General features: G+C 68.1%; 16 protein-coding genes, 1 pseudogene and 1 riboswitch. Of the genes and pseudogenes, 10 read left to right on the top strand and 7 right to left on the bottom strand.

Going from position 1 to position 18,930, the window contains the following annotated elements; all coding sequences use genetic code 11:
• Positions 1-125: 125 nt before the first annotated feature.
• Together BWQ92_RS11895 and BWQ92_RS11890 are read right to left on the bottom strand one after the other, a co-directional pair.
• Positions 126-548, bottom strand: coding sequence for a hypothetical protein (locus BWQ92_RS11895; RefSeq protein ID WP_076799744.1), 423 nt, complete (start codon positions 546-548; stop codon positions 126-128).
• Between the two features lie 119 nt (positions 549-667).
• Positions 668-1,426 carry a TetR/AcrR family transcriptional regulator gene (locus BWQ92_RS11890; RefSeq protein ID WP_076799742.1) on the bottom strand — a complete coding sequence of 253 codons (759 nt, stop codon included), beginning with the start codon at positions 1,424-1,426 and terminating at the stop codon, positions 668-670.
• A gap of 169 nt (positions 1,427-1,595) precedes the next feature.
• On the opposite strand from BWQ92_RS11890, the gene BWQ92_RS11885 reads away from it, so the two are divergent.
• Positions 1,596-2,612, top strand: coding sequence for an NAD-dependent epimerase/dehydratase family protein (locus BWQ92_RS11885; protein ID WP_083706289.1), 1,017 nt, complete (start codon positions 1,596-1,598; stop codon positions 2,610-2,612).
• Here BWQ92_RS11885 and BWQ92_RS11880 read toward each other — a convergent pair.
• Positions 2,609-4,789 (bottom strand): MMPL family transporter, encoded by a 2,181-nt coding sequence (locus BWQ92_RS11880; RefSeq protein ID WP_076799740.1) that lies wholly within the window; start codon positions 4,787-4,789, stop codon positions 2,609-2,611. The two genes, BWQ92_RS11885 and BWQ92_RS11880, sit on opposite strands and share 4 nt — an antisense overlap.
• 153 nt (positions 4,790-4,942) lie before the next feature.
• Here BWQ92_RS11880 and BWQ92_RS11875 point away from each other — a divergent pair, with 153 nt between their 5' ends.
• The 5 genes and pseudogenes from BWQ92_RS11875 to BWQ92_RS11855 all read left to right on the top strand — a co-directional run bounded on the left by BWQ92_RS11875 (position 4,943) and on the right by BWQ92_RS11855 (position 9,942).
• Positions 4,943-5,458: a MarR family winged helix-turn-helix transcriptional regulator gene (locus tag BWQ92_RS11875; RefSeq protein WP_076799738.1), complete on the top strand. Its 516-nt coding sequence runs from the start codon at positions 4,943-4,945 to the stop codon at positions 5,456-5,458.
• Positions 5,459-5,509: 51 nt separating this feature from the next.
• Positions 5,510-6,325, top strand: a complete 816-nt coding sequence (locus tag BWQ92_RS11870; protein ID WP_076799737.1) for a methyltransferase domain-containing protein — start codon at positions 5,510-5,512, stop codon at positions 6,323-6,325.
• An 84-nt stretch (positions 6,326-6,409) separates the two neighbouring features.
• Positions 6,410-7,033, top strand: a complete 624-nt coding sequence (locus BWQ92_RS11865; RefSeq protein ID WP_076799735.1) for a LysE family transporter — start codon at positions 6,410-6,412, stop codon at positions 7,031-7,033.
• A 117-nt stretch (positions 7,034-7,150) separates the two neighbouring features.
• Positions 7,151-7,684: pseudogene (locus tag BWQ92_RS11860) on the top strand (low molecular weight protein-tyrosine-phosphatase); the annotation flags it as partial.
• A gap of 140 nt (positions 7,685-7,824) precedes the next feature.
• On the top strand, positions 7,825-9,942 hold the full coding sequence (locus BWQ92_RS11855) for a chorismate-binding protein (RefSeq protein ID WP_076799733.1): 2,118 nt from the start codon (positions 7,825-7,827) through the stop codon (positions 9,940-9,942).
• A gap of 81 nt (positions 9,943-10,023) precedes the next feature.
• On the opposite strand, the gene cls is transcribed toward BWQ92_RS11855, so the two are convergent.
• Entirely contained in the window at positions 10,024-11,490 is a 1,467-nt protein-coding gene (gene cls, locus BWQ92_RS11850; protein WP_076799731.1) for a cardiolipin synthase, read from the bottom strand.
• Positions 11,491-11,586: 96 nt separating this feature from the next.
• Between cls and BWQ92_RS11845 the strand changes: the two genes are divergently transcribed.
• Together BWQ92_RS11845 and BWQ92_RS11840 are read left to right on the top strand one after the other, a co-directional pair.
• The gene (locus BWQ92_RS11845) at positions 11,587-12,519 is read left to right on the top strand and encodes an aminodeoxychorismate lyase (RefSeq protein WP_076799729.1); all 933 of its coding nucleotides are present in this window, start codon (positions 11,587-11,589) and stop codon (positions 12,517-12,519) included.
• A 305-nt stretch (positions 12,520-12,824) separates the two neighbouring features.
• On the top strand, positions 12,825-13,832 hold the full coding sequence (locus tag BWQ92_RS11840) for an EAL domain-containing protein (protein WP_236782934.1): 1,008 nt from the start codon (positions 12,825-12,827) through the stop codon (positions 13,830-13,832).
• Positions 13,833-13,846: 14 nt separating this feature from the next.
• Here the strand turns inward: BWQ92_RS11840 and BWQ92_RS11835 are convergent, their stop codons facing one another.
• From BWQ92_RS11835 to BWQ92_RS11825, 3 genes are read right to left on the bottom strand one after another with little or no spacing between them, the layout of a single operon-like run.
• Entirely contained in the window at positions 13,847-14,896 is a 1,050-nt protein-coding gene (locus tag BWQ92_RS11835) for a PLP-dependent cysteine synthase family protein (protein ID WP_076799726.1), read from the bottom strand.
• Positions 14,893-16,566 (bottom strand): aromatic amino acid ammonia-lyase, encoded by a 1,674-nt coding sequence (locus tag BWQ92_RS11830; RefSeq protein ID WP_236782933.1) that lies wholly within the window; start codon positions 16,564-16,566, stop codon positions 14,893-14,895. The genes BWQ92_RS11835 and BWQ92_RS11830 overlap by 4 nt, the downstream gene beginning before the upstream one ends.
• A gap of 4 nt (positions 16,567-16,570) precedes the next feature.
• Positions 16,571-17,866, bottom strand: coding sequence for an NtaA/DmoA family FMN-dependent monooxygenase (locus tag BWQ92_RS11825; protein ID WP_236782932.1), 1,296 nt, complete (start codon positions 17,864-17,866; stop codon positions 16,571-16,573).
• Between the two features lie 220 nt (positions 17,867-18,086).
• Positions 18,087-18,201: riboswitch (SAM riboswitch) on the top strand.
• Between the two features lie 13 nt (positions 18,202-18,214).
• Between BWQ92_RS11825 and BWQ92_RS11820 the strand changes: the two genes are divergently transcribed.
• Together BWQ92_RS11820 and BWQ92_RS11815 are read left to right on the top strand one after the other, a co-directional pair.
• The gene (locus tag BWQ92_RS11820) at positions 18,215-18,523 is read left to right on the top strand and encodes a DUF1737 domain-containing protein (protein ID WP_172804279.1); all 309 of its coding nucleotides are present in this window, start codon (positions 18,215-18,217) and stop codon (positions 18,521-18,523) included.
• A complete protein-coding gene (locus tag BWQ92_RS11815) occupies positions 18,520-18,930 on the top strand; it encodes a rhodanese-like domain-containing protein (protein WP_076799723.1) in 411 nt (136 codons plus the stop codon). Before BWQ92_RS11820 ends, BWQ92_RS11815 begins: the two co-directional genes overlap by 4 nt.

The following is an 18,930-nucleotide window of genomic DNA, read 5'->3' as shown; positions in this document are numbered from 1 at the left end:
TCAACTTTGCCTCAAAGTACTCCCGCAGCAGCGGAAAACCCCCGGTCCCGCGCGGATAATCCGCGTGAAGCCGGGGGTTTTTCGACGGCGGCAGCTGGATTTCGCCGAGCGTGAACCGTCAGCTTCTAGCCTCCGGAGGACCGGCCCCCGTCATCATTCCGGGGCGCATTGGTTTGGCCGTCGATCAGCTCATCCTTCAGGTCTTCGGCGACGCCACCTTCCGGGGCTGTGCCGGCGGCGCCGTAGTCACCCTCAGGGTATTCGCCCTCCTCATCTCCGGGCAGCTCCTGGCCGACGGTTCCGGCCCGGCCGTAGTCGCCCTCTGGATACTCGCCTTCCTCCACGTCGGTGTTAGGCCTAACCGCCCCCGCCTCACCGTAGTCTCCGGCCGCGTACTCACCCTCCGGCTCGGCGGCGGACTCGCCACCGGCCACGCCGGCGTCGCCGTAGTCACCCTCGACGTACTGGCCGCTGTCCCCCTCGAGGGCCGGATTCCTGGAGCCGGTGTGGGCCTTACCCTGAGTGCCGGACTCACTGCTTTCGGTCATCGCTTGATCACTCCTTCGAAAGGACTGGCGCGCCTGGTCCGGGCGCAGTCGCAGTCTATCCAGCGTGGACGGGGAGCAACAGGGCCGGACCGGCCTCATCCTGCCTGGGCGAACGCAGCCTACAGCCCGGCCAGATCAGCCAGCACGGCAATGTGGTGCTCGAACAGTTCATCCGGCGCGGAAAAGGTTCCGGCGCCATACTGCCCGAACACTTCAAAGCTGACAGCCCCGAAAAGCGACGTCCACACGAGCGTGCCGCGGGCCAGCAGAACGTCCGGTACTCCCACATTCAGCTCACGCCGGATCGCCCCGAGGTCCGCGGCCAGCGCGGGCAGCATAGCCGTGGCGGCAGGTTCAGCGGCACTGATGCCGGGCCGGTGCGTGCCGGCCCGGTGCGTGCCGGCCCGATGTGCGCCGTCCAGGATCTGCACCAAGCTGGTGACCACCCTCGTTCCGGGTGCGGTGGTCCGTTCCGCGGGGGCACGGTAACCCGGCACCGGACTGCCGAAAAGGAGGCCGTAGCGCGCCGGTTCCCGGAGGGCCCAGGCGCGGACGGCGCGGGCCAGCTCGGCGAAGCGTTCTTTGAAATCGTCCGCAGGGACGGATTCGACGGCTGCGTCCACTGCGTCCCCAAGGTCGTTGTAGGCATCCACGAGCAGGAGGGTCAGCAGTTCGTCCCGGCTCCCGACATACCGGTAAACCGCCGAAGACACCACTCCCAGGTCGCGGGCGACGGCGCGGAGCGAGAGTGCTGCGGCCCCGTGTTCGGCCAGGTGCTTCCGGCCCAGCTCCACGATGTCGGCGATGGTTTGCGCCCGCGCCCGTTCACGGGGGGTGCGCTGCTGCTTCCCAGCGGGAGCCTGCGGAGTGGATGGCATGAGCCCAGCATGGCACGGATCAGAGCAGTGTCAACAATTGAGAGCAGTGCTCTTGACTTTGCTTCCCGGCGGCAGCATCCTTTAATTCGAGAGCAGTGCTCTCGGTCCCAGGTCCGGCCCGTCGGGACAACCCCAAAGGGCGCCACCCGCAAAGAAGGAGAACTTTCAAATGTCCGGTCTTTATGTGGTCTCCGGTGCCGGCCCCGTCGGCTGGACGGTGGCGGAGCAACTGGCAGAGCAGGGCGGGCGGGTCCGGGTCCTCACCCGTTCGGGCAGTGGCCCCGACCACCCGCAGATCGAGAAGCTGAAGGCGGATGTCTCCAGCCCCGGCATGCTGGGGAACGCCTTCGAAGGCGCGGCTGCGGTCTTCCATTGCATCCATGGCTCTTCCTACAGTGCCGCGGCGTGGCAACGGGAGCTGCCGGCCGCCGAACAGGCGGTCCTGGCGGCGGCAGGCGAGGCGGGCGCCGTCGTCGTCTTTCCCGAAAGCCTTTACTCCTACAGCAACCCGCGGGAGGTGATGACGGAAGCCAGTCCAAGGGAAGCAGCGGCCGGCAAGCGCGGTATCCGGACGGCGCTGCTGCGGGCGCGGGCGGCGAGCCCCACCAACACGGTCTCCGTGGTGGCCGGTGATTTCTTCGGCCCCCGCGTCCGGATGGCCCACGCCGGCGAGCGCATGGTGCCGGCCATCCTTGCCCGACGTCCGCTGCAGGTTGTGGGCAACGCTGACCAGCCGCATTCGTTTACGTACGTGCCTGATCTGGCAGCGGCGATGATCCGGGCCGCGGCGAAACCCGGGCTCTGGAACCGGGTGCTGCACGCGCCCACCAATGCACCGCTCACCCAGCGGCAGATCGCCCAGGCCTTCGCCGGGGCTGCGGGCGTGCCGGCGCCGACGGTCCGGGCGGTGCCGGGGTGGGCGGTGCGCGCCCTGGGGCGCTTCTCGCCCGACATGAGGGAACTGGGCGAAATGCTCTACCAGTTCCAGCGGACGTTCGTGATGGATTCACAGGCCAGCGAGGAACTTCTGGGCCTCCACCCGACGCCCCTGCACGCTGCCGCCAGGGAAACCGTGGAATGGTGGCGGGCGGAGCTCGCCGCGGCTCGGGGTACAGGGCGGGTCCCGGCGGGAACCCCCGCGGAGGCTCCCGCGGGGACTGCCACCGGGACTTCCCGCAAGCCCTAGCGGACGCCCGCCTCCGCCACTTCGGCCGCCTTTGTTGTTTCCTGCGGTTCGCGCCGGGCCAGTTTGCCCGGCCACCAGATGCGCGGGCCGAGGTCGTAGGCCAGGGCCGGCACCAGGAGCGAGCGCACCAGAACGGTGTCCAGCAGCACGCCGAAGGCCACGATGAATGCCAGCTGCACCAGGAACATGATGGGGATGACGCCCAGGGCAGCAAACGTGGCGGCCAGGACCACGCCGGCCGAGGTGATCACGCCGCCCGTCACCCCCAGGCCGCGCAGGATCCCCGGCCTCGTCCCGTGCTTCAGCGACTCCTCGCGGACCCGGCTCATCAGGAAGATGTTGTAGTCCACGCCCAGGGCCACCAGGAACACGAAGCCGAACAGAGGCACCGTGGCGTCGGCTCCGGGGAAGCCGAAAACATGGTTGAACACGAGGGCGGAAACGCCCATCGCGGCCGCATAGGAAAGAACCACGGACGCCACCAGCAGGACGGGCGCCAGGACGGACCGCAGCAGCAGCATGAGGATGACCAGGATGACGGCGAGAACCACCGGGATGATGGTGGCAAGATCCCGCTGCGCCGTGGTGTTTGTGTCCAGCGCGGTGGCGGTCACGCCGCCGACGAGGGCCCCAGGATCCGCTTGGGTGACGCTGTTCCGCATGGCTGACACGGCCTGCTCCGCGGCGTCCGAATCGGCTGCGAAATCGAGGGTGGCATTAATCAACACCCTCCCGTCCCGCACGGCCGGTCTGGCAGGGGAACCCGGGGCTCCGGTAATGGGCACGCTGCCCTCCGCCAAAAGGTAGGCGGCCCCCACGCCGTCGACGGCCTTGACTGCCTCGAGGACTTCCCCGGCTGTCGCCTGGCTGGAAACGATCACCACCGGACTGCCGCTGCCGGCGTCGAAATGGCGCGCCAGGGCATCCTGCCCGTCGACAGCATTGGAGGCACTGAGGATGACGGCAGTCTGCGGCACGCCGTTGGCCTTCAGCTGCATGACCCCTGCCGATGCAACGACGAGCAGGAGCACGGATGCCACCCACACTGAACGGGGACGCCGTGACACCAGTGTTCCGGCTGCCCGCCAGAGCCCCCTCTGGCCCTCCAGCCCGGTAACGAGTTCCGGCTCGCGCGCATCTTCCGGCTGCAGTTTCGGCCGGAACGGCCAGAAGGCGGCGCGTCCGAGAAGAGCGGCGAAGGCCGGGAGCAGGGTCAGCGCCGCGAAAAGCGAGCAGACGATGCCGGCGGCCGCCACGGGTCCCAGCGCCTTGTTGGAGTTGAGGTCGGAAAACAGCAGGCACAGCAGCGCGATGGCCACGGCGGCACCGGACGCCAGGATCGGCTCGAAGGATGCCCGCCAGGCAGTGATTGCGGCGGCGGTGCGGTTGGCCGTGTGCTCAAGTGCCTCACGGAACCGGGCCACGTAGAGCAGCGCGTAGTCGGTGGCGGCGCCAATCACCAGGATCGAGAGGATGCCCTGGCTCTGTCCGTTCAGCTGGATCCAGCCAGCCTTCGCCATGCCGAACACCAGCAGGATGGCGGCACACAGGGCAAACACCGAGGTCAGCAGCACAATGAAGGGCAGCAGCAGGGACCGGTAAACAACCAGCAGGATGATAAACACCGCCGCCAGCGCCACCAGCAGCAGGATGCCGTCGATGCCGGCGAAAGCTCCGGTGAGGTCGGCCGCCAGCCCGGCGGGACCGGTGACGAATGTCTGCGTGCCGTCCGGAGCGCCGGCACGCACCTCCCGCCGTAACTCCTCGACGGCGTCGGCGGGCTCCGCTGCGGCAACGGAGACAATGAACTGCACGGCCTTCCCGTCCTGGGAAGGGACCGGCCCCACCACCGTACTGCCCACCCGAAGGTCTTCAATGCTGGCCTTCAGGTCGGCGGTTGCACCCAGCTGGGAATGGGTGAGGGTACTGGAGCTTTCAATGACGACGACGGCCGGCACCTCGCCGGAGTCCTGGAACTTTTGCTGCCACTCGCGGGCCTCGGTGGCCTCCGCCCCGGCCGGAAGGAAGGTCGCCTGGTCGTTGGACGAGACTTCGTCCAGCCTGCCGAACGTGGGACCGCCGACGCCGGCTATGGCAACCCAGCCGACGACAAGGACCACCGGAATGAGCCAGCGGAGCCAGAACGGGACTCGTGGAGCGCGGGCTGCCTGCTTCATCCGGTGACCTCCTGGGCGTGGCGGCCGTTCCGCCGTCGTCGATAATGGTTCCAGCATAAACTATCTCGATCATAGAGATATATACCTTGCGCGGTCCCCTCCGGCGGCCGGGCGGTAAACTCCGGAAGGCGACATTGAGGAGAGGAGGCGGCCATGGCGGAGAAGCCTGCCGCTCCGCGGCAGCCCAATGGACCCTATCCCTCAGGCCCCCGAACCCAGCACCCCCTGATCCGGCTGCTTCAGGAGTTCACCCTGGAGGCCAACCGCTACGTTGACTCTGCAGGCAGCCGGAACGACATGCACCGGACGGACCTCAACGCGCTGGCCGCCGTCATGAGGCACGCGGCCAGCGGCGAGGTCGTGACTCCCGGGACCCTGCGGAAGGAACTGAACCTCAGTTCCCCGGCCACCACGGCGCTCATCGACCGGCTGTGCGGTTCCGGACACCTAGTCCGGGTGCGGGAAGGCCAGGACCGGCGGCAGGTGCAGCTCCGGATGACGGACAAGGCATACCGCGACGGCTCCGCCATGTTCCTGCCCCTTGCCCGCCACATGGACAGCGCCATGGCCGCATTCACGGCGCAGGAACTCGAGACAGCCGCCCGCTTCATGGACGCGATGATCACGGCCACAATCGAGGCCGGCAAGGAAGCTTCCGGCGCGCCATAACCTCCCGGGACGCTGCCTGCCCGAAAGACGGAGACGGAGTAGCGTTTCCCTATGAGCACGCAGCAGCCGGAAGACGTCTACACCCACGGCCACCACGAGTCCGTGGTCCGGGCCCATGCAGCGCGGACAGCGGAGAATTCGGCGGCGTTCGTCATCCCGCACCTCACCCCCGGCGTATCGGTGCTTGACGTCGGCTGCGGCCCCGGCAGCATCACGTGCGACTTCGCGCTGCTGGTTGCCCCCGGGCATGTGACCGGGCTGGACCGCTCCCCCGACGTGATTGCCCATGCCCGCGAGCTGGCAGCCGACCGGGGCGTCGGGAACGTGGAGTTCGTGGCGGGCAACATCTACGACCTTGAATTCGAGGACGACACCTTCGATGTGGTCCACGCCCACCAGGTCCTGCAGCACCTCACCGACCCGGTGGAGGCGCTGCGGGAGATGCGGCGGGTGGCAAGGCCCGGCGGCATCGTTGCGGTCCGCGACGCGGATTTCCACGGCATGAGCTGGTACCCGGCCATCCCGGAGCTCGACGAGTGGATGGAGCTGTACCAGCGGATCGCCCGCCGGAACGGCGCCGAGCCCGACGCCGGCCGCCGGCTCGTTTCGTGGGCCCAGGCCGCCGGCTTCACCGACGTGGCGCCAAGCAGCAGCAACTGGCTCTACGCCACCGGGCAGCAGCGCCGCTGGCAGGCCAGGGTGTGGGGCGAACGCGTGCTCCACTCGGCCTTCGCGGAACAGGCCCTCGAGTACGGCTTCGCGCAGGAGGCGGACCTCACGCGCATTTCCGCCGGCTGGCACCGCTGGGGTTCCACCGACGACGGCTGGTTCCTCATTCCCAACGGAGAGGTCATCGCCCGGGCATAGGGCCGGCGCCGGCACACAGACCCGGTGCCCGGCGTCGTGCAAGTGCCCAAAGCGCGCGCCCTGCACCCGCACTAAACTTGATGGGTGCAACTCTCCCTGTGGCTGGCCCTCGCGGGCGCCGGCGTCCTCATCAGCTTCACCCCGGGCGCAGGCGCCATCAACACCATGAGCAACTCGCTGACCGTGGGGTTCAGGCGCTCCATCTGGGGCATCCTCGGGCAGCAGGCTGCCCTGGTTCTGCACGTCATCGTCGTGGCCCTGGGCGTCGGCGTCCTGGTTGCCGGCTCCCCCGTCGCCTTCAACGCCATCCGCTACGCCGGTGCCGCCTACCTCGTTTACCTGGGCATCAGGCAGTTCCTGCGCAAACCGGACCTGGACCAGGAGAAGGTGGCCGCGCTCAGGAACGAGCCGGCCTGGTCCATGTTCCGCCGGGGACTGTGGGTCAATCTGCTGAACCCCAAGGCCATTGTGTTCTTCCTGGCCTTCATGCCGCAGTTCATCCGGCCCGCCAACCCCCTGCTGCCCCAGTACGCCGTCCTTGCGGCAACGGTGGTGCTCATCGACATCCTGGTCATGTGGTTCTTCTTCGCGGCCGCAGCAAAGTCCTTCCAGCGCTTCACCCACGACGCCCACGGCCAAACGGTCCTCAACAGGATCTTCGGCGTCCTCTTCGTCGCCTTGGGCGTCGCACTTGCCGTCATGCATTAAAGCCCGGGACGCCGCTTTGGCAATTTTGTGACAGCAAAACCAGCCAACTTTACAAAGCTTGCTGATAATAAGCTCACTTACTAGCCAAGTGGGCGGTTGATCCAGCATGCTATCCCCATGAACTCAACGACGAGCCCATACCGCGTCATCGCCGTCTGCACCGGCAACATCTGCCGCTCGCCCATGGCCGAGCTGATGCTCGAGGCTGCCTTCATGGAAGCCGGGCTCGAGGACGTGGTGGTCGTTGACTCCGCGGGTACCACCGCCTACGAGGCAGGCCGCCCCATCGACCCGCGGGCCGCCCGCAAGCTGACCACCCACAACCTTGTCTCCGACCGGCACATTGCGAGGGAATGGCGCTCCGAATGGTTCGCCGAGCGGCACCTCATCCTTGCCCTGGACGTGGACCACTACGGATGGCTTCGCGCCTCCGCCCCGGACGACGAGGCGCGGGCCAGGGTCCGCATGCTCCGCAGTTTCGACCCCGCGCTGGAGGGCTGCGACCCGCTCGAACAGGGCATTGAGGACCCATGGTACGGCGGCCACGCAGACTTCGAAGCGGTGTGGGACCAGGTCCAGGCGGCGGTGCCCGGCATTGTCCGTTACGTACAGGACGCCGTCGCTGCCGGCGAACACGAGGCCGCCACGGCCCCGGCCGCGCTCCAGATGGATGACCTGCTGCACGTCGATGACCGCAGGGGCCGTAAGGGCAAGCGTCACGGTCGCCCGGCAGCGGGCAGCGAGCTTCACATCGTCCATCTTGAGGACAGCCAGCAGGTACGCTCTATTTCATGACCCCCGCACCTGTGATCATCGCCATTGACGGGCGGTCCGGCGCAGGTAAAACAACGTTGGCGATTGAGCTCGCGGCCAGGCTGCGGAATCACCGCAAGGTCTCACTGTTCCACCTGGAGGACATTTATCCCGGCTGGGACGGACTGGCTGCCGGCATCGAACGCTACGTGCGCACCGTGCTGGAACCCTTGAGCCGCGCCGAGGCGGCCACCTGGGTGAGCTGGGACTGGGTCAACCACTGCGACGGCGGCCCGCGGGTCACGCTGCCCGCCGAGATTGTGATCGTGGAGGGCGTGGGGGCGGCAGCGGCGGCGGCCAGGCCCTTTTTGGACGCCGTCATCTGGGCAGACTCGCCGGACGGCGAGCGCCGCCTGCGCGCGCTCGAACGCGACGGCGACACGTACGAGCCGTTCTGGGACCAGTGGGCCAGCCAGGAGGCTGAACTCCTGGCTGTGGACGACATCCCGCAGCACGCCCACGTCCGGGTGCTCAACCGCGCGGACGGCACCGCCCCGGCGGACACCCTGCAGGCGCTCACGTACCTTCCGGCGCTCAGCACCGCGCTGGTTCCTGAGCTGTCTTCGAGGCGCGGCCTGCGCCTGCTGTCCGAGCGCCTTGAAGCGTGCCCCGACCCGGCCACAGTTTTCCATGCCCTGTACGGCGCTTCCGGCAATGCGGTCTGGCTGGACTCGTCTCTGCGGTTCGCCGGCCCGGCCGCTCCCGGCAAGGAGACCCCCGCTGCGGAACGCAGCCGCTTCAGCATATTGGCCGACGACGGAGGCACCTTCGGCCAGTCTGTTTTGCACAGTTCCGGTGTCACATGGATCACCGCAGGCTGCGCCACGGCCACCGTGTCCGGCCCGTTCTTCCGCTGGCTGGAAACGGTGTGGGGGCGGAAGGCGGTCCGCGGGCACGAGGACTACCCGTGCGATTTCACGCTGGGCTGGCTCGGCTTCCTCGGTTATGAGCTCAAGCGGGAAACCGGCGGGCATGACATCGCCTCGGACACACCGGATGCGGGGCTGGTCTTTGCCGGCCGGGCCGTGGTCCTGGACCACACCGACAACACCGTCTGGCTGCTTGCCCTCGACGCCCCCGACGCCGCAGACTGGCTCACCCGCGCCCGCGACGCGGTGACTGGTGCCGCGGCTGGCGCAGCGGAAGCCGGCGGCAGCAACGCCGTCGTACTTCCGGCGGAAGACGCCCTGCCGGAGAAAGACGCCGCGGCACTGGCCCCTGCCCCGGCCTTCGCCGGATGGGACAGCGAGGCGAGCTACAAGCGCAAGATCGCCGAAGCCCAGCACCAGATCGCGGAAGGTAACTCCTACGAGGTCTGCCTCACCACCACCCTCGAAGCGAAGGTGCCGGCGCTGGACGCGTGGGCCGCGTACCTTGCCCTGCGCCGCCGGAATCCGGCACCGTTTGCGAGTTACCTGCGGTTCGGCGGACTCACCGTGGCCAGCACGTCCCCGGAGCGCTTTTTGCGGATAGCGTCCGACGGCGGCATGCGCGCCGAACCGATCAAGGGAACCCGCCGCCGGGCTGCTGACCCGGAAACCGACGCCGCCCTCCGCGAGGACCTGGCTACGTCCCTCAAGGACCGCGCGGAAAACATCATGATCGTGGACCTGCTCCGGAACGACCTCAGCCACTTCGCCGAGCCCGGGTCGGTGACTGTCAGCCGGCTCTGCGAGATCGAAAGCTATGCCACGGTGCACCAGATGGTGAGCACCATCGATGCCGTCCTCCTGCCGGGCTCGCCGCGGGCCGAGGCGGTGGCCGCCTGTTTCCCGGCCGGCTCCATGACCGGGGCGCCGAAGATCAGCACCATGGCCATCCTGGACCGGCTGGAGGAAGGCCCGCGCGGCGTATATTCCGGCGCGATCGGCTACTTCTCGCTCAACGGGGCCACGGACCTGGCGGTGGCCATCCGTACCCTGGTGGTGCAGGACAGCGGCACGGTGCAGGACAGCGGCGCAGGTGAACAGGTGCGGCTCAGCCTCGGCGTCGGCGGCGCCATCACCGCCGATTCCGTGCCGGAGGACGAGTACCAGGAGATCCGCACCAAGGCCTACGGCGTGCTGTCCACCCTCGGCTCCGCCTTCCCGGACTGAGTTTTCGTACACCTATCGCGGGTTCAGGGGCCTCCAGGTCGCGACAAGTGGACAAAAACTCCAGGCTCCATTCGGCCGTTTCTACTGGACCGTGGCCGTGAGGCGCGCGACGTTGTCCACGTACCGTGCCGCGAGGGGCCGGCGCATCCAGTCCTCGAGCAGGAGCTCATGGGAGATGTCGCGGTAGGTGTCCTCCACGGCGCGCATGCTGTTGACGATGTCCTCGCCGAGCAGCATCACCGAAACCTCGAGGTTCAGGGAGAAGGAGCGCATGTCCATGTTGCTGGAGCCCAGAACCGCCACTTCGTCGTCGATGGTGAAGTGCTTGGCGTGGAGCACGAACGGCGCCTTGTAGAGGTAGATCCGGACTCCGGCCCGCAGCAGGGCCTCATAGTAGGACTGCTGGGCGTGGTGGACCAGGAACTGGTCGCCCTTCTCGGAGACGAACAGTTCCACGTCCACTCCCCGCTGCGCCGCAGTGGTGATGGCGTACAGCAGGGAGTCGTCCGGCACGAAGTAGGGGCTGCACACGGAAATCCGGTGCTGCGCGGAATAGATCAGCGTGTTGAAGAGCCGGAGGTTGTTCTCCGTGGTGAAGCCGGGGCCGCTGGGCACCACCTGCGCCGTGACCCGTCCGGCGGGCGGCGCCGCCAGCTGCAGCTGGTCCTCGAGGGACTCGTCCGTCTCGCTGAGCCAGTCGGTGGCAAAGACGACGTTCAGAGTAGGGACGATCGGGCCGCGCAGGCACGCCATCAGCTCGATCCACTCCCGGCCGGCCTTGCGGTGTTTGGGATTGTTGTAGGAGGGCTCGATCAGGTTCTGCGACCCCGTGAAGGCGACTTCGCCGTCGATCACCATGATCTTGCGGTGGTTGCGCAGGTCCGGCCGGCGCCACTGGCCATGGATGGGCAGCAGCGGCAGCATCCGCCGCCACTGGATGCGGCTCGCCTTGAGCCGCTTCAGCAGTTTGTTGTAGCCCTTCACGCGCAGGGTCCCGATGTGGTCAAACAGCACGCGCACCTCGACGCCGCGGTCCGCCGCCTCCTCAAGTGCCGTGAGCAGGTCGTCCGTGACGTGGTCCGTGCTCATGATGTAGAACTCGGCGTTGACGAAGCGTTTGGCCTTCCGCACGGCCGCGGCCATGGCCTGGATGGTGTCCGGGTATCCGGGAATGAGCTCCACCTGGTTGCCGTCCACCATGGGGATCGAGCCCAGGCGGCGGTTGAGTTCGGCCGCGGACTGCACCCACTCGGGGCCGGAATACTCGCTGGCAACGTGGGAAAGCTCCACGCTGCCGCGGACCCGCTCGTTGACCAGCTGCTGCTGTTCCGTGCGCCGCCGGGACAGCCTGAAGTTGCCGAAGAGGAGGAACAGGATGAGGCCCAGGGCCGGCACAAAGAAGATGCCCAGCAGCCAGGCCATGGCGGTGGTGGGCCGCCGGTTGCCCGGGATGATGCCCACGGCCAGGACCCTGATGACCAGATCCACGCCGCTGAGCAGCAGGATCAGCCACGCCGGCAGTGTTTCCGCCAGCGGAAATGGCCACAACACAGTTGAAACCCCCGTAATGTCTTACTCTCGCAGCCATTCCGTATGGAGCGGTGAGGCCAGCCTATCGGGCACCGGCCGCACTAAGCTTGAGGCATGACCTCTCGTACCTCTCACACAGTGCTGGTGTTCCTGGATCCGGACTATGAGTACGGCCGGCTTGCCGATCCCGAAAAGCCGCAGCTGATGGCCACGGACCTGGGCGCCACCCGCGGTGACGGGGTGTTCGAGTCCATGCTCGCCGTCGCCGGCCACACCCGGAAGATCCAGGCCCACCTGGACCGGCTGGCCCGCTCGGCGGAGGCACTGGATCTTGAGATCCCGGGGCAGGACCACTGGCGCCGCGCGGTGGAGACGGGCGTCAGGGCGTTCCGTTCCGACAACCCGGCCCCGTCCCCGGAGCTGGACGAGGCAGTGGTCAAACTCATCGTCACCCGCGGCGTGGAGGGCGCCGCCGCCCCCACATGCTGGGTGCAGGTGTCCCCCGTGGCAGCCGCTGGCCGGCGGCAGCGCGAAACCGGCATCGACGTCATCCTCCTTGACCGCGGCTATGACAGCGATGCTGCCGAGCGTGCCCCGTGGCTGCTGCTCGGCGCCAAGACCCTGTCCTACGCCGTGAACATGGCCGCGCTGCGCCACGCCCACAAGCAGGGGGCGGACGACGTCATCTTCACGTCCTCCGACGGCCGCGTGCTGGAGGGCCCCACATCCACCGTGCTGCTGGCGAACGTTGAGAAGAACGACGCCGGAACAACAGTTAAGCGCCTCGTCACCCCGCAGCTGGACAGCGGCATTCTCCCCGGAACCTCGCAGGGCGCCCTGTTCGCCGCGGCCAAGGCCGCCGGCTGGGAGCTGGGGTACGGCCCCCTGAAGCCCCAGGACCTGGTGGCCGCGGACGCCGTCTGGCTGATTTCCAGCATCCGGCTCCTGGCTCCCGTCAACCACATCGACGGCCGCGAGATCGGCACGCCGGCGCTCCGGAAGCAGCTGACCGCCGAGCTGAACGAGTTGTTCGCCGGCATCGACTAGGTCCGGAGGATTTGCCGGTTCAGGGGTCGCGGGCCCGGCCCGGGCAGCCGGCAGTAACGAATTGGCACGGTTCGAAAAAACGGGGGACAAGCAGGTCAGCTGCGTTGTAGTCTTCTTCCACGGCCAACTGCCCGCACCCGCAGCGGTGATGGCGCTTGGCCGGGTTCCGGGCTCAGCCGGTACCAGTACGTATAAAGGAATAGCCGATGTCTTGGGACGAGAACGCCCTTCCCGCATTGACAACCTCACTACCCACGGGCTGGGGGGCCCAGGCAGCGTTGCCGGGGGACAGTGGGGAACTCACTGTGCGCTGGCAAGCCCGCCAGATTATCACCGAACTGCTTGCCGAATCGGACCCGGCGAGTGAGTGGACCCGCCAGCAGCTGCGCGCCCTGTTCGAAGCCCACCCGGACAACCCGGAACACGTGCTGCTCGAGCACCTCACCGCCACCACGGAGTTGGCCAACGCAGACAACGGCGCCATCCCGGAGATGGCACGGCCCCAGGCCGTGGCGGTGCCTGAGCCGGTGCCCTTCACCCGGCGCAGCAGGAACCGGATTGAAGCCATCCTTGCCGACAAGATGCTGATGACCGCGTTCCAGCCGATCCGCCGGCTTCCGGAGGGCCACGTGATCGGCGTCGAGGCCCTCACCCGCTTCGTCAGCGACGACGGTGCCAGCGCTGACCACTGGTTCAGCGAGGCAGAATCCGTGGGGCTGGGCACCGACCTTGAGCTCGCGGCACTGCACCGCGCCCTCACTGCGGCGCAGGCCGTGCCGGAGCACATGTTCATCGCCCTGAACCTGACCCCGGCAACGTGCGCGGACCCGAGGATCCCCGGGCTGCTGGACCATTCCCAGCTGGCCATGGACCGGATCGTCATCGACCTGAACGGGCCGATCCCCTTCGACCAGTACGGGGCGCTGACTGCCGCCCTCGCTCCCCTGCGGCAGCGCGGACTGCGGATCGCCGTCAACGGGGCCGGGGTTGGCTTCACGTCCATGGACCAGGTCCTGGAGCTTCACCCGGACATCATCAAGCTGGACCGGAGCTTCATTGCGGGCATTGAGAGCTCCCAGGGCCAGCGCTTGAGGGCTGCAGCCATGAACGAACTGGCGCACTACATCGACGCCGCCCTTGGCGCCCAGGGCGTGGAGACGCAGGAAGAACTCGACGCCGTGACCGGCCTTGGCATGGTGGCGGCGCAGGGGTACCTGCTGGGCCGGCCCTCAGTCCACCCGCTGGACTGGAATGCCTGGATCCGTTCCGAGAGCGAAACGCCTGCCACGGGCCCGATATCGCTCCTGGGCTAGTCCTAACTACTGGGCTAGTCTTCGGCGAGGTCCGTGGCCAGGCGGATGTGGTTGTCCGCCAGCCACACCGGGTTGAACGCCTTGCTCTGGTAGTTGCTGCCCGTGTCCGGGGCGATCGCCACAACCACTGACCCGTGCGGCGCCGCCCTGGCCACCCGGAGCGCCGCCGCCACGGTCAGGCCCGACGACGGCCCGAGGGACAGGCCTTCGTCGTTGAGCAGCCGGTGCAGCGTGGTGTACACCTCGTCGTTCGGAATCCGCAGGAACCTGTCCAGCAGGCCGAGGTCAAACACCTTCGGCCATTCAGGCTTGGGCCAGGAGTTGCCGACGCCGTCCACGAGGATCTGGCCCGGATGCCCGCCGCTGTAGACCGAGCCGTAGGGGTCGGCACCGATCACCTCCACGTGGCCGCCTGATTTCTCCTTGAGGTACCGCCCGTTTCCGGTGATGGTGCCGCCGGTGCCCACGCCCGCGACGAAGTGCGTCACCCGGCCGGCCGTCTGCTCCCAGATTTCCGGGGCCGTCCCCTCGTAGTGCGCGCGCGGGTTGGCCGGGTTGTCGAACTGCAGTGGACGCCATGCGCCGGGAATCTCGGCCGTGATCCGGGCCGCGACCGCCCGCGCATTCTCCGGCGAATTCGACGGCGCGCTCCAGTCCGTGAACACCACCCGCGCGCCGTACCGGTTGAGGGCCTCAAGCTTCTCCGACGAAATGGAATCTCCGGTGACCACCACCACGGGATGGCCGGTCAGTGCACCGATCAGCGCGAGCCCGATTCCGGTGTTCCCTGAGGTGCTTTCGACGATGGTCCCGCCGGGCTGCAGGTCGCCGCTGCGCTCGGCAGCCCGGACCATGCTCAGCGCGGTCCGGTCCTTGATGGACCCGCCGGGATTTTCCGATTCGAGCTTCACGAAAACTGTGCTTCCCAGGCCACGGCTCAGCACGTCCAGCGGGACCAGCGGAGTGTTCCCCACCCGGGCCAGCACGGCGTCGGCGTCCCCGGCCGGATCCACTATGGGCCCCACATGCCTCGGCTGGCGGCCGCTCCCCGTCACGGTGGTCATGATTCTCCTCGCGCATAGTTTGGACCGCCGTCATCCGGCCCCCGGTCACCGTCGGTGTCCGGGGACGGCGTCTGCAATTCGGGCAGTCCTGCCAGCAAATCCCCCAGCTCCTTCCTTGCAGCCTCCACCAGCACCGCCGCCGGCAACTGCCCGGCGAGCAGCTCCGACAGCCGCCGCACGACGGCGCCGGTTCCTGCGCCCAGCTGCCGGGTTACTGCCTCCCGAAGGTCCGTGTCCTGCGCCTCAGCCAGCAGGTAGGACGCCGTCAGGGCCTCGATGGTGAGGAGCTTGGCCGCGGCCTCGACTGAGCGCTCCAGCTGCTGGAGGGCAAGCGGAGCCAGCGTGGAGTGGTCCTCCACGTCCGCGGACAGGGTGGGGGCTCCCAGTGTGGCGGGCGCCGCCAGGAACTTCAGCTCGGCCAGCAGGCCTGCGGCCGAGTACCAGAGCAGTCCCGGCAGGTCTTCGGACGCGAGCGGCGTGCCTGCCCGGGCCGCCTCGAGGTTGAGCTGCCGGATCAGTCGCTGCGGCGGATAGAGCTTGGCGATCCGCCGCTCGCTGCTGATTCCGACGTGTGCCAGCCCCAGCCGCAGCGCCTCGAACGCCAGGGCCAGCTGCATCGGCTGGAAGTTGCCACCGGACACCATCCGGCCCGAGGGCACGTCCGCCAGCGGGTTGTCGCCCCGTCCGTTGAGTTCCACCTCGAGCGCCTCGGCCAGGGCGGCCACGTGGGCACGGAACGCGCCGTGCGTCTGCGGCGCGGCGCGGAAGGACAGGGGGTCCTGGACGGACACCTGCCGCCGCGGGTCGTCCAGCCAGCCGCCGCGCACCAGGCGGCGGACGTTGGCCGCCGAGACGCGCTGGCCGTCCACGGCCTTGGCCGACTGCACAGCCGGCGAGAAGGGACTGAGGTTCCCGCCGCCGTCGTACCTTGCAGTGGCCTCCAGCGACAGCGCCAGCGCAGTGTCCGCCAGATCGGCGAGCCAGCGGATGCGGCGCAGCTCCAGCGCGCCCGCACCGATGGAATAGGAGTTGGCGCTGACCAGCGCCAGGGCCTCCCCCGGCGCCAGGACCAGCGGTTCCAGCCCGGCGGCGGCGAGTGCCTGCCCGCCGTCGAGCAGGCCGCCGTCGGGACCCAGTGCCTGTCCTTCCCCGATGGCGACGGCGGCAACCGCCGCGAGCTGCGTGAGGTCCGATGAGCCGACGGACCCGTCGCGCGGAACCGCCGGCACCACACCCCTGTTCAGCAATTCGGCGTAGAAACGGGCGGTTTCCGGGCGCACGCCCGAGCCTCCCCGGGTGAATCCGATGAGCCTGGCCAGGATGAGGGCGCGGACTTCATCACGGTCCAGCAGTCCGCCCACGCCGCTGTGGTGGTAGCGGATCACCTGGAGCTGGTAGTCGAGGATGGAGTCCTGCTCCACGGCCGTGTCCCGGCCGGAGCCGAGCAGCGTGTTGAGGCCGTAGACCCGGTGGCCGGAATCGATGGCCGCCTGCACCACCTCACGGGACAGCCCCACGAGCTCCAGGGCTTCGGCGCTGAGGACCACCTCCACGCTCGGATCGGCCGCTGCGGCGGCCAGGTCGCCGGCCCGGATGTGGGCCGTCCCGATCAGGAACGTGCCGCGGCTGATGCCCGGCGCCAGTCCGTTGCTTTCCCCGGCCATTGCCATGGCGCTAAAAGTCCAGCAGGTTCCGGCGCAAGCCGCCGTCGCCGTAGCTCGTCCGCAGCAGTCCCCGCCGGCGCAGCACGGGCGCCAGCCTGTCCAGCACTCCGTGGATGGTGGCCGGGTCCACGAAGCCGGAGAAGAGGAACCCGTCGCCGCCCACTGCGGTGCCGGTTTCCTCGAGGTAGTCGGCGATCTCATCGGCCGTTCCGATGATGCTGTCGCCTGCACCGCCGCTGCGGGCCTGCAGGATCTGCCGCAGCGTGGAACCCGGCGGTGCCGCCTTGGAGAAGTGCTCCAGCGTTCCCTGGTTGCTGTTGGTGCTCAGTTCCGGGAGGGGTGCGTCGAGGTCGAACTGCTTGAAGTCGATGACGGAGAGGTAGGAGATGGAGTTGAGCTGGCTGTCGATGTCCCGCTGCGTGAGCTCCCGGCGCGCGGCACGCAGTTCCTCCGCTTCGGCCCGGGATCCGGTCACGGTGGGTTTCAGGACGAACAGCACCTTGACGTCGTCGGGGTTCCGGCCGGCCGCGGCGGCCTCGGCACGGATGGAGTCCCGGTACGCCTTCATGCCGTCCACACCGCGGGCCAGGGCAATGGCCACGTCCGCGTTCGCACCGGCGAAGGCCTTGCCCCGCGGGGAGGCCCCGGCCTGCACCAGCACGGGTTCCTCCGGCAGCGGTGCGGTGTTCAGCGGTCCCCGGACTTTGAAGAACTCCCCGTCGTGGTGGATGGGCCGGACTTTGGTGTGGTCCGCGAAGATGCCCGCCCGGGCGTCCTCCACGATGGCGTCCGGTTCCCAGCTGCGCCAGAGCTTGCGGACGACGTCCACGAACTCCTCGGCCTTCTCGTAGCGGAGGTCGTGCTCGATCTGCTGGTCCAGTCCGTAGTTCTGCGCGGCAAGGTCGCTGCCGGAGGTCACCACGTTCCAGCCAAGCTGGCCGTTGGAGAAGTGCTGCAGCGTGGCCAGCAGCCGGGCCGCGGTGAAGGGCGGATAGAAGGACGCGCTGATGGTGGGCACGATGCCCAGGTGTTCCGTGGCGGACAGCAGGTACGGCACCAGCGCCAGCGGATCGTGTTTGGGCGCAAAGGACGCCTGCGCCAGTGAGACCTCCGCGCTGCCGCCGTAGGTGTCGGGGACGGTTAGCGAGTCCTCGATGATGAACAGGTCCAGCCCGGCCCGCTCAAACTCGCGGACCGCGTGCTGGTAGGGGGCCGGTTTCTTCCAGTCGTAGCCGATTCCGTAGCCGGGTGTCCCCCAGCCCTGGACCCCGAAGCCATGGCCCACAAACCATCCAAAGTGCAGCATGGGAGTCACTGTATTCGCGGTCGGATCATTCACTGCGGCCTGGTTTCATCCGGCGTTACGGCGGGTCATCTCCCGTCATTATCCTCCCGGCCGCGGGCTTTGTAACGGCAACGCGAGCAACCCGGGCAGTCCCATGGATCAGGGAAAGTCGCGGGGTCCGTTACGGAAGATGACGACGGCGGCGGTGCGCGCCGCCGTCGTCAGTGTTACTTTTTTCGGGAGTAATGAGTACCGGCATTAAGCCCTGACTGGCCGGTCGGCAACCCTCCTTCCACGGCGGGGTGCCTCAGGTGAATACTCGGCATATCGACCCCTTCGAGCTGCAAGCGTGAGAAAAGGAGATCCGTCGTGTCAGACGCCCCCGCCGTTGCAACGCTGTCGTCCCAGCAGGATAAACCTGAGGAAAAACTGTCCTACCGCCTCGTCACGGGGCCGGATGACCGGGCGTTCTGCGAGCGTATCTCGGCAGCCCTGGCCGAGGGATACGTGCTGCACGGCAGCCCTGCCGCCACCTTCAACGGCACCACCGTCATCGTGGCCCAGGCCCTCATCCTGCCGGCAGCGATCGCCACCGCAGACGCCGCCGTCGCCACCGCCGTGGACCAGCTGGACTCCGACGAGGACCTGAGCGCGGAAGTTTACGAGGGCCACGCATGAGCTACGCCGGAGACATCACTCCGCAGGACGCGTGGGCCAAGCTTGAGGAGGGCGCCATCCTGGTGGATGTGCGCACCGAGGGCGAATGGGCGCACATCGGCATTCCGGACACCAACGCCACGGAAAATGATCCCCTCTTCATCCAGTGGACCTTTCCCGGCGGCATTCCCAACCCCGACTTCGTCGAGCAGCTGAAGCAGCAGGCCCCCGAGGACACCCGGGTGGAGCTGCTCTTCCTGTGCCGCTCCGGCCAGCGCTCCATCGCTGCCGCCACCGCCGCAACGCAGGCCGGTTTTACGGCCTACAACGTCCTCGAAGGCTTCGAGGGCGAGCCCGACCGCTACGGTGAGCGCACCGTGAACGGCTGGAAGAACCGCGGCCTGCCGACGAACCTGGGAAAGAACTAA

The organism is Arthrobacter sp. QXT-31, assembly GCF_001969265.1.
GTDB lineage: Bacteria > Actinomycetota > Actinomycetes > Actinomycetales > Micrococcaceae > Arthrobacter.
This window is presented reverse-complemented; position numbering and strand designations above follow the sequence as displayed.